The sequence below is a fragment of the Stenotrophomonas sp. KH_052 genome (genome assembly GCF_057838755.1).
In genome coordinates, this window is the sequence record NZ_CM174475.1 from 2,943,657 (window position 1) to 2,956,843 (window position 13,187).

Sequence of the window (13,187 nt, forward strand, 5' to 3'; positions counted from 1 at the left end):
CCTGCATGAGTGGATGTGCGCGCAGTATTCGCGCGCGTCCTCTCACAGGCTGAGATCAGCCTTCGGCCGCATCCGCGTCGTCGCCGGGCAGCTCACTGGCCTCACCCTGCACCTGCACGTTGTTGCGTCCCATCGCCTTGGCCCGGTAGCACTGGGCGTCGGCGGCAGCCACCGCCTGGTCCACGCTCATGCCGCCAGCCAGCGGCGCGATGCCGATGCTGGCCCCGACATGCAGGCGGTCCTGGTCCCACGGAATCGACAGCGACGCCAGGGTATGCAGCAGTTCGCCGCCGATACGCGCGGCACGCCGCGGCGTACAGCCGGACAGGATCACCGCGAACTCATCCCCCCCCAGCCGTGCCACCACATCCGAATCGCGCACGCCATGGCGCAGCACGCTGGCCACCGCCCATAGCACCGCATCGCCGGCCAGGTGGCCCCAGGTGTCGTTGACCGGCTTGAAGCGATCCAGGTCGATGTACATCAACGACGCGGCCTGGCCCGTGCGCTCGACACGGGTGATCGCCTGCTGCAGGTGCACCTCGAAGCCGCGGCGGTTGCTCAGCTCGGTCAACGGGTCGATTTCGGCCAGGTGTCGCGCCTCGCGCTGGCGTGCACGCTGCTGGGTATCGTCGCGCAGTACCCACACCGCGCCGCGCACCCGGCCTTCGTCATCGCGAAGCCAGGCGCGGGTGAGGTCCACCGGTATGGTCGCCGTGCCCAGCCGCAACAGCAGGTCGGCGTGCAGGTCCACTGCGTTGCTTTCCGGATCCAGCAGCACCGAGACATCCAGCACCGATCCAGGCGCGTACTCGGTGGTCAACGCCAGCACGTCCTGCACCTTGTGCCCAGCCAGCGACAGCGCGCCATCACCGGCCAAGGTACGCACCGCAGCCGCATTGGCATAGTCGATGCGGCCATCGAGGCTGACACTGAGCACCAGGTCGGCGACCGCATCAAGAGTGATGCGGCTGCGCTGCTCACTTTCGAACAAGCGCTGCTCACTGCTGCGCTGGGCGCTGATGTCCTGGATCTGCGACACGAAATGCACAGGCTCGCCGCGTTCGCTGCGCACCAGCGACACCGACAGCCGCGCCCAGATCACCTTTCCATCGCGATCGAGATAACGCTTTTCCAGGTGGTAGTGACTGCGCCGCCCGGCCAGCAGGTCCTGCACCAGGGCCAGATCTGTCTGCAGGTCATCGGGATGGGTCAGGCGCTGGAAATCCACCTGCAGCAGTTCTTCGCGTGGATAGCCGAGGATCCGGCACAGCGCGTCGTTGACATCCAGCCAGCGTCCTTCCAGCGACACCAGTGCCATGCCCAGTGCAGCCGAGGTGAACGCACCGGCGAACTTCTCCGCCGACAGCCGTGCTTCGGCGCGCGCCTGCAGGATCTCGGTGATGTCGATCGCCATGCCGACGTAGCCGATGCGCGTGCCATCGGCGCCATCCATGCGGCTGATCGACAGGCGGACCTGGCGTGACTGGCCATCCTTGCGACGCAGCGTCCATTGCCGCGAATAGGTCTGCCCATCGGCGCGGGCACTGAGCGCCTCGAACACGCCAGGTAGCTCGCCGTCGTCGCCCGCCAGCGGCTGCAGCCAGGCGCTCAACTCGTCCGGGTCATGGAACGCATCCAGGCGCCGCTGGCCAACCACCTCCTCGGCGGTGTAGCCGAGCAGGCGCTGTGCGCCGGTATTGAACAGGGTGATCGTGCCGTCGATATCGGTGGCGATCACCGCAACCTCGTCTGAGGCGTCGACCACCGCCTGCAGTCGCTGCCGGGTCTCGGCCGCATCCTGGCGTGCCTGCTGCAGTTCGGTCACATCAGCATGCGCACCGGCCATCCACAGCGGCTGTCCCTGCCCGTCCCATTCAAACACGCGGCCACGGTCGTGGATCCACATCCACTGGCCGTTCTTGTGGCGCATGCGCAACAGGCAGACGTAGTTGTCGCTGCGGCCTTCGAAGTGGTCCTCGAGCGCCGCGTCGGACAGGGCGATATCGTCGGGATGGACCAGCGTCAGGAAGGTCTTCTGGCACACCGGCTCCAGTTCTTCCAGCCGGTAGCCGACGATCTCGGCCCAGCGCGCGTTGACCCGCATCTCGCCGGTCTGCACGTTCCATTCCCAGGTGCCGGCGGCGGTGCCGTCGATGATCATCGCCAGCCGGCGGCGTTCTTCGGCCAGCTCCTGCAGGCGCCGCTCCAGCAGCCCGTTGCCGTTGCTTCCCTGGCCGGCCATCAACCCGTTCCCCGGGACGCGCAGGCAGCCTCCGGCCGCAGCAGGGCGCTGCAGACGTCAATTAAGACGACGGGTCGTGCTGGCGTCATGGCCCTCCCCAGAGACAGCGGGGAGGCCACACGCCCCCCTCAGGCGCAAGTGTGCGCAATCACGGGGAAAATCGACAAGTCCCCCGCCCCGGATCAACCGTGACGGGGGACACGCTCCTCAGCTGCGCTTGGCGCGGGCGAAGGCGTCTGCCAGGGCATTGTTGGCCGGCGCCGCCGACTGGCCGCCGCGGCCACCATTGCCCGGGCTGCGGTTGGGGCCACGGTTCTGGCCACCTGCGTCACGACGCGGCCCCTGGCCCTGGCTGCGCTCATCGCGCCGGCCCGGGCGGCTGGTGGCCTGGCCCGGGGTGTCGTCCAAGCGCCGGGTCAGGGCGATGCGCTTGCGCGCCACGTCCACCTCCAGCACCTTCACCTTGACGATATCGCCGGCCTTGACCACGTCGCGCGGGTCCTTCACGAACGTATCGGAGAGCGCCGAAATGTGGATCAGGCCGTCCTGGTGCACGCCGATATCGACAAAGGCGCCGAAGGCCGCGACGTTGCTGACCACGCCCTCCAGCACCATGCCCTCGCGCAGATCCTTGATGTCCTCGACGCCCTCGGCGAAGCGCGCCGCCTTGAACTCCGGACGCGGGTCACGGCCCGGCTTTTCCATTTCCTTGAGGATGTCGCGCACGGTCGGAACACCGAAGGTCGCGTCGGTGAACTGCTCGGCCTTCAGTCCACGCAGGAAGCTGCCATCGCCGATCAGCGCCTTGATCGGGCGCGCGGTGCTGGCCACGATGCGCTCGACCACCGGGTAGGCTTCCGGGTGCACCGCCGACGCGTCCAGCGGTTCGTCGCCATCGGCGATGCGCAGGAAGCCGGCGCACTGCTCGAAGGTTTTCTCGCCCAGCCGCGACACCTTCAGCAGGTCCTTGCGGCGCTTGAACGGGCCGTTGTCGTCACGATGGCGCACGATGTTCTCGGCCACCGTCGAGGAGAGACCAGACACGCGCGACAACAGCGCCGCCGACGCGGTGTTCACGTACACGCCAACCGCGTTCACGCAGTCCTCCACGCGTGCGTCCAGCGCCCGTGCCAGGCGGTACTGGTCCACGTCGTGCTGGTACTGGCCGACACCGATCGCCTTGGGCTCGATCTTCACCAGCTCGGCCAGCGGGTCCTGCAGGCGGCGCGCGATCGACACCGCACCGCGCAGCGACACGTCCAGGCCCGGGAATTCCTTGGCCGCGAACTCCGAGGCCGAGTACACCGAAGCACCGGCCTCGCTGACCACCACCTTCTGTAGCTTCGGGTTGGCCGCGGCCTTGATCGCCTCACCGGCCAGCTTGTCGGTCTCGCGGCTGGCGGTGCCGTTGCCGATCGCGATCAGTTCCACGTTGTGCTTGGCGCACAGCTGCTTGATGGTCTGCAGCGACTGCTCCCACTGACGGCGCGGCTCATGCGGGTAGATGGTCTCGGTGGCGACCAGCTTGCCGGTAGCATCGACCACGGCGATCTTGCAGCCGGTGCGGATGCCCGGGTCCAGCCCGAGCACGGTCTTCGGGCCGGCCGGCGCGGCCAGCAGCAGGTCCTTCAGGTTGTCACCGAACACCGCGATGGCTTCGGCCTCGGCCTTTTCGCGGGCCTGGTTGAACAGGTCCAGCAGCAGATGGGTATGCAGCTTGGCGCGCCAGGTCAGGCGACAGGCATCCAGCAGCCAGCGGTCGCCAGCGCGCCCCTGGTCGGCAATGCGGGCCTTGCGCGCCACACGGCCTTCCGCGTACTGGTGGCCAGCCTCGGCATCACTGCCCGGGTCCAGCTCCAGGAACAGGATTTCCTCGCGGCGTGCGCGGAACAGTGCCAGCAGGCGGTGCGAGGGAATCTTCGCCAGCGCTTCGGCGTGTTCGAAATAATCGCGGTACTTGGCGCCTTCGGTTTCCTTGCCCTCGGCCACGCGGGCACGGATCACCCCGGTCTCGCCCAGCCACGTGCGCAGTTCACCGACCAGCGCGGCGTCTTCACCCCAGCGCTCCATCAGGATCGCGCGCGCGCCCTCCAGTGCGGCCTTGGTGTCGGCCACACCCTTGTCGGTGTCGACGAAACCAGCGGCAAAGACCTGCGGGTCCCGCGTCGGGTCGTTCAGCAGGCCATCGGCCAGCGGTTCCAGGCCGGCCTCGCGGGCAATCTGTGCACGGGTACGGCGCTTGGGCTTGTACGGCAGGTACAGGTCTTCCAGCCGGCTCTTGGTATCGGCGGCCAGGATGTCGTTGCGCAGCTCGTCGCTGAGCTTGCCCTGCTCGCCGATGCTGGACAACACGGCGGCGCGGCGGTCTTCCAGCTCACGCAGGTAGGTGAGGCGGGTTTCCAGGTTGCGCAGCTGGGTGTCGTCCAGGCCTCCGGTCACTTCCTTGCGGTAGCGCGCGATGAACGGGACGCTGGCGCCCTCGTCGAGCAGGCCGACAGCGGCGCGTACCTGGGTGGACTGGGCACCGATCTCGTCGGCGATGGTCTGGGCGATCTGCTGGGCGAGCGCGCTCTGGGCGTTCTTGGCGTCGTGCATTGCTTCAGGTCTGTGCCGCGGTACGGGAAGACCCCATTCTGGCAATCCACGACGGAGCCGGACAAGGCATTGACAGGGGGCGAGGTTCAGCGGCGGGACCGGATTGGACGCCGGCATCCTGGCAAAGAGAGGGCTCGGACTGGCCCTGGGCTGGGATGCCGGCGCGGGCGCACGATGGTGGGCGCGCCCTGCCGCATGTTGCGAAGGTCAGCGGTAGTGGCGGGCGGCACGCTGCATGACGATCTCGTCACGCATGCTTTCCAGGGCCATCAGGCGGACCTTGCCGACACCCTGCAGTTCCATGAACCGCTCCGTGTAGAACTCCGGCCCCAGCGCGGTGTCGGCGCGGGATTTACTGAAGCCGTAGGGCACCACGCCCTTCTCGCCATCCTTGCTACCACCGACATAAAGAACGATTGCCATGTGATGTCTTCCTCCAAATTGCTACTGCGTACTGCACTCGATGAGCGATGCTGCGAGCTCATCGAGGAAGAGCTTACCGCGTCGAACCTGACTGGAACGTCACGAAGGCTAATGACGATCGGTTGCATGCAGATGACTGCGGGATCGCAGCAGAATGCTTACGGATCTTTAACTTTCGGCTAACGAATCGGGGGTTTCCAGCAAACGGCGCAGCCCCTCGTGGGTGGTTTGGGATGATCGCGGAAAGCCGGTTTCCTGTGGGCTGGCCGGGTGGGCGAGGCTGGCGGGGACGCCGTGAACCCGTCCCTGGGGGCTTGGCCGCGGCATCCATGCCGCGGATACCCCGCCAGCCCCACCCACCCGGCCGCTGACAGATTTCTGCTGCGTCTGCCACACACGGAGAAGAAAAAAGAAGATCAAAAGCAAAAGCAGCCTGGCTGGCCGCTTTTTGTAGAGCCGAGCCCACGCTCGGCTGCTTTCAGGCCAGTCCGCGAAGCCGACCGCAGGCTCGGCTCTATACAAGCAAGCGCAGCGCGCGACCCGCTTCTGCTGTTCTTTTTCTTCTCCGTGGGTGGTGCAGGCCATCGCCATCTGTCAGAGGACGGTCGGGTTGGGTTCGCGGGGGTGTCCGCGGCATGGATGCCGCGGCCAAGCCCCCATGGACGGGTTCACGGCGTCCCCCGCGAGCCCAACCCGACCGTCCAGCGCGACGGTTTTGCATTTGGCGACCAAACATCGCCAGCCACGAGGGGCTGCGCCGTTGGCTGGAAACTACGGCCACCAGCCACGCCCGAACCGGGCGAAATGATCGGCCGCACGCTCGAACGGGTTACGCGCACTCACCCCGCCGCACAGCAGGTACACCGGCAGGTACAGCGGCCCCAGCACCATGTACTGGTAGACGTGCGCGCGTTCGTGGTCATCCAGCCGGATCAGCGGCTCCACGCCCCATCCGGCCTGATGTGCATAGGTGCGGCAGGAGATGCCCAGGTCATGGCCGGTATGCAGGATCACGTTGCCCAGGGTGATCGCGCCGCCTGGTCCCCACGGCCAGCGATCGAACACCAGCGCACAGTCACGGCTGCTCCAACGCAGCGTCGCCCCGCCAAGCATGCCGGCCAGGCCGCCGATCACGCCGAGCAGGGAATTGGGGGACGTCCACACCGCGCCCAGCACCTGCAGCGCGCGCAGCCAGACCGGCCAGGGCGTTACGGGAGTCTTCAATCGGCCTCGTTGGGAATCAGCAGCCACAGGATCAGGTAGACCAGGATGCCGGGGAAGGCCGCCGAGCCGATCGAGACCAGCACGAACACGATCCGCACCAGCGTGGGGTTCCAGCCGAAGCGGTGGGCGATGCCGCCCATCACGCCGGCAATCATGCGGTCGTTCAATGAACGCGACAGCGTGCGCGGCGTGGTGTTCATGGCGGTTCTCCTGGGCTACGGGAAAAAGCAGTCGAGCATGGCTCGACTCTACACCGCCCCTATGTCTACGGCGTGCGGTGGCGCAGGGCCTGCAGGCGTGCGCCGAACCAGGCTGCCGCGGTCTGTTCAGGCTGCCCCGGACACTGGATACGGTAGGGCTTGCCGCTCATGCTGCTCTGGCTGGCGGCGCGCTCGATGAACTGCTCGGCGCTGTCCACCATGTCCTTCTTCAGCAGGTAGTCGTACTTGCGCTGAAGGTGCGCGCGCGCATCGTTGCCGTCGTGCCAGCTGCCATTGCGCTGGAAACGGCACTGCGAACCGTCCAGGCTGGAGATCAGCTGCGCGATCTCCCGTTGCGCCTGCGGGCTGGGGGCAGCGTGGGCAACAGGTGCAGCCAGCAGCAGCGTAGCAAGCAGCATCGAAATCCTTTGCGACATCATCACCCTCCATGCAGTCGAGCATGGCTCGACTCTACAAAAAAAAAGAAACCGGCTTTACGCGTCGCGCGCTTTCAACCAGCCATCGATCGTCGCCGGCACTTCGCGTTGTGCACGCCCGGAAACATAGATACCGATGTGCCCGCCGCGGAAACTGGACTCGGTGTAGTCATCCGTGCCCAGCCGGCCACGCATCGCGCGCGAGGCGTCCGGCGGCACCAGATGGTCCTGCTCGGCGTAGATGTTCAGTACCGGCAGGGTCACCTTCGACAGATCCACCGCCTCTTCGCCGATCCGCACCGTGCCGTTCATCAGCCCGTTGCCCTGGTAGAACTGCTTGATGAAGTCGCGGAACGCCTCACCCGCCAGGTCCGGCGAATCGAAGATCCACTTCTCCATGCGCAGGAAATCCTCCAGCGCGGCCTTGTCATCGAGGATGTCGAGCAGGCCCACGTACTTCTGCACGTTCAGGCGGAACGGCTTGAGCATCAGGTAACTGGCATTCATCAGATCAGCCGGGATGTTGCCCAGCGTATCCACCAGCAGGTCTACGTCCACCTGCTGCGCCCAATGCGAAAGCATGTTGTCGGCGGTGTGGAAATCGACCGGGGTGACCATGGTGATCAGCTTGCCCAGCTTCTGCCGGCGCAGCGCGGCGTAGCAGAGTGCGAACACGCCTCCCTGGCAGATGCCCAGCATGTCCACCGGACCACCGCTGCGCGCGCGCAGCGCATCCACCGCGCCATCGATGTAGCGCAGCAGGTAGTCCTCCAGGGTCTGGAAGCGTTCGGAACGGTCCGGGTAGCCCCAGTCCAGGACGTACACGTCCTGGCCCAGCGCCAGCAGCTTCTGCACCAGCGAACGGTCGGCCTGCAGGTCAACCATGTACGGCCGATTGACCAACGCGTAGACGATCAGCAGCGGCGTGCGCCGGGTCGGCGCCTGCTCACCGACGAAGCGGTACAGCACCACCTTGCCATCGCGCCAGACCTCCTCGCGGGCGGTCACGCCGTAATCAACATCTTCGACCTGCGGCAGCAGCTTCAGCCCTTCCATCAGCTTGCGCTGCATGGCCAGGGTTTCCTGCATCAGGTCATCGGCGTTGAAGCCCAGCGGTCCTTTCATCGGTCACGCGCCCGCGTGGAAGTACGGGGCGCTGCCTTTGGTGCAGCCTTCTTCGCGGACGATTTTTTCGCAGACGCCTTCTTTGCGGGCGCCGCCTTCTTCGCGGCCTTGCGCGCGGCCGGCTTCACCTTCGCCGGCGCCGGTTGCGCCACCGGATCCACCTCGGCGGTACCGGCCAGCACCGTCACCTGTGCCTGCAGGCGGCGCAGGCTGCGCTCCAGCTCGGCGATGCGGCGGTGTGCGGCGTCCATCTCGCTCCGGGTCGGCAGGCCGATACGTTCACTCATCTGTTCCACCTCGCGCTGCAGGCCGGCGCGCAGGCGCATCTGTGCGTTGCCCAGCGAGGCGTACACCTGCTGGAACGGTTCGGACATGGCGACCTTGGCGTAGGCCTCCTCGGCCACTTCGATCCACAGGTCGAACATCGCGCGGGCGCTGGTCAGCTGGCTGCCCGGCTGCTCGTGCTCGGCCAGGCGCTGCTCGAACAGCGCAAAGGCCTCGTCCAGTGCCTGCTTGATCTGATCGACGTAGGCGCGTGAATGCTGCTGGTATTCCTCCTGCGCACGCAGCAGGGACTGCCAGCGCGCCTGGTGCTCGCGGCCGGGGCCGAACGCCGGGCTCTGCAGCCACGGGCCGGCCTGCAACTGGAACTGCTGCAGCCACGCCGCAAATTCGGGCACCGCGGCACCTGCGTGGGTACTGCCCCGGGCGCCCTGCAGCATCCACTGCAGCATGCCATCGCCCTGCCCCTGCACCGCCTCGCGCCAGGCCTGGGCCACGTCGGCGCTGCTGGCATCGCGGCCGGCGAAGCGCGCAGCCACTTCCTGCATGGTGCCGTACCAGCTGCCGGCCTGTTCGCGGAACCGGCGCACGGCATCTTCCGGCGCGCCCTGTCCCTGCTCTGGCAACAGCTGGCCCCACCAGTCGAACAGGCGCCGCCAGCTGCCGGGGTCGTCACCGGCCGGTGCACCCGGGGTGGACGCATGACGCAGGGCATCGCCCCAGGCGCCGAAGTACTGCCGGGCCAGGGTCTCGAAATCGCTGCTGCCGGGGTCGTGGGCCGAGCTGGTCATCGCAGGCCTCCGCAGGGCTGGCTCATGGCTTGGGGATGCGCAGGGTCTTGCTGATCATCAGCGACCCGGACAGGGCGAACAGCAGCACCATCGGGTGCAGCTGCCACGGCCCGATCTGCCACTGGCCGAACCAGATGTCCTGGCCGATGGCGCCGGTGCCGGCGGCGATGGCCAACACGATCACCAGCAGCAGGCTGGTCGGGATCGGCGTGCCCTCGAAATACTTGACCTTGCCCTCGTCGCCGGCCAGTGCCTCGGCGGTGACGTTATAGCGGGCCAGGCGGCTGACACCGCAGCAGACGAAGTAGCTCAGCACCAGCCAGTCCCAGCCGCCCTGCATACCGCAGGCATAGGCCAGCGCCGCCGGCGCCACACCGAAGGAGATCACATCGGACAGCGAGTCCAGCTCACGTCCCAGGGTGGAGCTGGACTTGCGCCAGCGCGCGATGTGCCCGTCGAGGGCATCGAAGATGAAGGCCAGCGGGATCAGCGCCATGCCGAACAGCAGATAGCCGCGCTCGCCGTCCTGCAGGAAGCGCATCGCGGCGAAGACCGCACCGGTGCCGCAGAAAGCATTGGCCAGGGTGAACCAGTCGGCCAGCTGGAATTCGCGCAGCATCGAGAAGTGACGTTTCATGGAGTCTCACGGAGCATCAAGGGCCACAGGTTACCGCGAGCACCGCTGCTGGCGACAGCGGCGGCAGTGGCCATCCTTCACCGCTCCCTCACCTGCCCTCACCGGCGGTGAATTTTTCGCCACCCATCTTGACAGCCTAGGGGGGTGGCGCCTGTCGGCGCTTATCCACAAAGTTGCCCACGCGTAATCCACACCCCCTGTGGACAACCAGATCTCACCGACTGCGACGCTGGACATTTCCTCATCACCCCGAAGCGGGGTTTCCCTACTTCCCAAGCCGCAGGGTCGGCGCTATGGTCACCGGCGGACCCGCCGCCGCCACGTCCGAAACTCTGCAACGGACGATGATGATGCTGGATGCTCCTACCCTGGCCGCACAGCTGCGGCAGCCCCATGGCGAGGCTGCGCTGGAGGTGGCCGACGCGATGAACCGCAGCAACGGCGCACTCAACCAGGCCGCGATCGGGCTGCTGGCCGCCTCCGCTGGTGAACGGATCCTGGAGATCGGCCCGGGCAACGCCGCATTCGCGCCGCAGCTGCTGCAGGCCTCCGGCAGCCACTATCTGGGCATCGAGCTGTCCACGGCCATGGTCGAGGCCGGCAACCAGCGGCTGGCCAGTGCCGGACTGGCTGAGCGTGCCGCGATGCGCCATGGCGACGCCCATGCCCTGCCGGTCGCCGACGCCTCGATGGACGCCGCGCTGGCGGTCAATACCCTGTACTTCTGGCCGCACCTGGCGCCGGTGCTCGACGAGTTGGCGCGGGTGCTGCGCCGGGGTGGCCGGCTGTGCCTGGCCTTCGGTGACGCGGCCTTCATGCGTAGCCTGCCATTTGCCAGCGACTTCCAGCTGCATGAGCTGGACGCGGTGGAACTGGCCCTGCGCGTTTCCGGCTTCAGCGTTTCGGCCTGGCGCAGCCACCGGGAATCCGCGACCGGCAATGACGGGCAGGTTCGCGAGAAGCACTTCCACCTGCTGCTGGCGCAACGGCGGTAATGCCCGCCGGGCATGGCCCGGCGCTGCCGGCTCCGAACGCTTCGGGTAGCGCCGGGCCATGCCCGGCGAGCCGCCTCACAGCCGGCTGTACGCCCAGCTCACCATGCGGCCGTCCTTGTACGGCATCACGCCGTGGAACGGGCGCGGGTCGGCGTCGAACACCAGCGGCAGGAAGTTGCGGTCACCCTCCCACATCGGCAGCTGGTCGAGCTTGTCCACATCCACCCATTCCAGGGTGCCCTCGTGGTTGCCGCCGTGCGGGGTGCCTTCGAAGCTGTCGATGACGAACACGAAGCCCAGCCAGTCCTCGCCATGCTTGCCGAAACCCGGCCAGCTGATGGTGCCGCGCAGGCGCATGTCCATGCAGTCGATCCCGGCTTCCTCGGCGATCTCGCGGCGCATGCCAGCGGCCACGTCTTCGGTCGGTTCGATCTTGCCGCCCAGGCCGTTGTACTTGCCCAGGTGGTGGTCACCGGGACGGGTGTTGCGATGGATCATCAGCACCTGGCGACGATCCGGCGACAGCACGTAGCCCAGGGTGGCGACGATCGGGGTATACGGCATGACAGCATCCAGCGGCAGGTCAGCCGTGGATTATGGCCGATCAGCGCACCAGCGACAGGCGGCGCTCGGCGGGCGTGCTGGCGCCGTCGGGATCGCGGCGCAGGGTGGCGACGCCGTGGCCACGTTCGGCCAGGTATTCCAGCCACTTGCCGAGGAAGGTGTTCATCCGCATGCGGTGGCTGATCAGCTCTGCCGGCGGCGGGTACAGGCCCATCGTGTCCTGCCAGCGGCGGCCGACATAGCAGTGGGTGGTCTCGGCCTGGCGCGCATCACGGTACAGGCGTACATAGGCCGAGGGATCCGGCTCGCCGGTGACCGGATCGGCCAGGTCGTAGGTCAGGCGCAGCTCCACCGTGTAGCGGTGGCACTCGATCACGTCCAGGCGAACATCCAGGCCGTCGCCGATCGAGGAAATGTAGCTGCCCGCCACCAGCCCGGCCGGTTCGAACAGGCGCACCAGGTGCCGGTAGTTTTCCGCGTACAGGCCCATGAGCCAGCTGAGCCGGCTCAGGCGGGGAATGCGTTCGGTGCGGGGCAAGGCTCGGGCCATGGGTCGATCCTACACGTTGGTGCTTCAACGTGGGGGCGGGATCGCCCCGACCAAAGGGGCTCGGTATCGACCAACGGTCGATACCCACCGCGGAGGAGGGGCGATGCCCGCCACGGAGGTAGGCCCCGACCACGCAGGTAGGCCACGACCGTTGGTCGTGGCGCGCGGATCAATACAGCTCGCGCTGCAACCCCAGCGTGGCCAGCACCTTGCTGGAGATCTCCTCGATCGAGGTATGGGTGGTGCTCAGGGTCGGGATGCGCTCCATCTGGAACATCACCTCGGCCGCGGCCACCTCGCGCTTGCAGGTATCCAGGTTGGCATAGCGCGAATTCGGGCGGCGCTCCTGGCGGATCTGCTGCAGGCGGTCCGGGTCGATGGTCAGGCCGAACAGCTTGCGCCGGTAGTTGCGCAGGCGCGGCGGCAGGCGGTCGCTTTCCAGATCCTCGTCGGTCAGCGGGTAATTGGCCGCACGCACCCCGTAATGCAGGGCCAGGTAGATGCAGGTGGGCGTCTTGCCGGCCCGCGACACCGCCACCAGGATCACGTCGGCGTCGTCGTAATTCACCGCGATGCCGTCGTCATGGGTCAGCGCGAAGTTCATCGCGTTGATGCGGCGGTGGTAGGTGTCGAAGTCGACCATGCCATGGGCCTGCCCCACCCGGTTCACCCGCGAGCTGGACAGTTCACGCTCCAGCGGCTCGATGAACGGCGCGAACACATCGAGCATCAGGGCCCCGCTCTCGGCCAGGATCAGGCTCAGGCTCTGGTCCACGCAGGAGTTCACCACGATCGGCCTGACCTGGTAACGCTCCCCCGCCGCCTGGATCCGGGAACAGGCTTCCCGGGCTTTTTCGGGGTCGTCTACAAACGACATCCGGTCGGTAATGAAGCTGAACCCGGAGAACTGGGTCAGCAGGCTATGCCCAATGGTTTCAGCGGTGATACCGGTTCCATCGGAAACGTAGAACACCGGACGGATGGTCGACATGCGCGCTTTTACCCCCTACGAAGCCTAAAAGGGCCGCCAACACAAGCTTGTGCCGACAGCGGTCTGCCCGGCATCATATCGGCTTCTTCCTACGGACGCGGCCACTCAGCCCGCCTCGGGCGATGGCC

Annotated in this window: 13 protein-coding genes; 1 reads left to right on the plus strand and 12 read right to left on the minus strand. The window is 67.0% G+C overall.

Translation table 11 applies throughout. From position 1 onward, the window contains the following. Positions 1-55 precede the first annotated feature (55 nt). The 9 genes from AC3ITW_RS13575 to AC3ITW_RS13615 all read right to left on the minus strand — a co-directional run bounded on the left by AC3ITW_RS13575 (position 56) and on the right by AC3ITW_RS13615 (position 9,959). The gene (locus AC3ITW_RS13575; RefSeq protein WP_489389638.1) at positions 56-2,245 is read right to left on the minus strand and encodes a PAS domain S-box protein; all 2,190 of its coding nucleotides are present in this window, start codon (positions 2,243-2,245) and stop codon (positions 56-58) included. A gap of 207 nt (positions 2,246-2,452) precedes the next feature. Further along, on the minus strand, positions 2,453-4,840 hold the full coding sequence (locus AC3ITW_RS13580; RefSeq protein WP_100468855.1) for a Tex family protein: 2,388 nt from the start codon (positions 4,838-4,840) through the stop codon (positions 2,453-2,455). Positions 4,841-5,047: 207 nt separating this feature from the next. Further along, the gene (locus AC3ITW_RS13585; protein ID WP_006374014.1) at positions 5,048-5,263 is read right to left on the minus strand and encodes a hypothetical protein; all 216 of its coding nucleotides are present in this window, start codon (positions 5,261-5,263) and stop codon (positions 5,048-5,050) included. A 771-nt stretch (positions 5,264-6,034) separates the two neighbouring features. Continuing rightward, on the minus strand, positions 6,035-6,487 hold the full coding sequence (locus AC3ITW_RS13590; RefSeq protein ID WP_100468856.1) for a hypothetical protein: 453 nt from the start codon (positions 6,485-6,487) through the stop codon (positions 6,035-6,037). Next, positions 6,484-6,687: a PspC domain-containing protein gene (locus tag AC3ITW_RS13595; protein WP_006374017.1), complete on the minus strand. Its 204-nt coding sequence runs from the start codon at positions 6,685-6,687 to the stop codon at positions 6,484-6,486. The genes AC3ITW_RS13590 and AC3ITW_RS13595 overlap by 4 nt, the downstream gene beginning before the upstream one ends. 65 nt (positions 6,688-6,752) lie before the next feature. Beyond that, positions 6,753-7,124 carry a YfeK family protein gene (locus AC3ITW_RS13600; RefSeq protein WP_100468857.1) on the minus strand — a complete coding sequence of 124 codons (372 nt, stop codon included), beginning with the start codon at positions 7,122-7,124 and terminating at the stop codon, positions 6,753-6,755. Between the two features lie 57 nt (positions 7,125-7,181). Continuing rightward, positions 7,182-8,249, minus strand: a complete 1,068-nt coding sequence (phaC, locus tag AC3ITW_RS13605; RefSeq protein ID WP_100468858.1) for a class III poly(R)-hydroxyalkanoic acid synthase subunit PhaC — start codon at positions 8,247-8,249, stop codon at positions 7,182-7,184. Further along, positions 8,246-9,322: a class III poly(R)-hydroxyalkanoic acid synthase subunit PhaE gene (gene phaE, locus AC3ITW_RS13610; RefSeq protein ID WP_100468859.1), complete on the minus strand. Its 1,077-nt coding sequence runs from the start codon at positions 9,320-9,322 to the stop codon at positions 8,246-8,248. Before phaE ends, phaC begins: the two co-directional genes overlap by 4 nt. A 22-nt stretch (positions 9,323-9,344) precedes the next feature. Beyond that, positions 9,345-9,959: a CDP-alcohol phosphatidyltransferase family protein gene (locus tag AC3ITW_RS13615; protein WP_012511419.1), complete on the minus strand. Its 615-nt coding sequence runs from the start codon at positions 9,957-9,959 to the stop codon at positions 9,345-9,347. A 344-nt stretch (positions 9,960-10,303) separates the two neighbouring features. On the opposite strand from AC3ITW_RS13615, the gene AC3ITW_RS13620 reads away from it, so the two are divergent. Then, a complete protein-coding gene (locus AC3ITW_RS13620) occupies positions 10,304-10,954 on the plus strand; it encodes a class I SAM-dependent methyltransferase (RefSeq protein WP_012511420.1) in 651 nt (216 codons plus the stop codon). A 75-nt stretch (positions 10,955-11,029) separates the two neighbouring features. Here AC3ITW_RS13620 and AC3ITW_RS13625 read toward each other — a convergent pair whose 3' ends face one another. The 3 genes from AC3ITW_RS13625 to ppsR all read right to left on the minus strand — a co-directional run bounded on the left by AC3ITW_RS13625 (position 11,030) and on the right by ppsR (position 13,059). Then, complete coding sequence (locus tag AC3ITW_RS13625; RefSeq protein WP_012511421.1) at positions 11,030-11,518, minus strand: NUDIX hydrolase; 489 nt, start codon at positions 11,516-11,518, stop codon at positions 11,030-11,032. 40 nt (positions 11,519-11,558) lie between these two features. Next, positions 11,559-12,068: a DUF1249 domain-containing protein gene (locus AC3ITW_RS13630; RefSeq protein ID WP_006374079.1), complete on the minus strand. Its 510-nt coding sequence runs from the start codon at positions 12,066-12,068 to the stop codon at positions 11,559-11,561. A 169-nt stretch (positions 12,069-12,237) separates the two neighbouring features. Beyond that, positions 12,238-13,059, minus strand: coding sequence for a posphoenolpyruvate synthetase regulatory kinase/phosphorylase PpsR (gene ppsR, locus AC3ITW_RS13635; RefSeq protein ID WP_012511422.1), 822 nt, complete (start codon positions 13,057-13,059; stop codon positions 12,238-12,240). Positions 13,060-13,187: the final 128 nt, after the last annotated feature.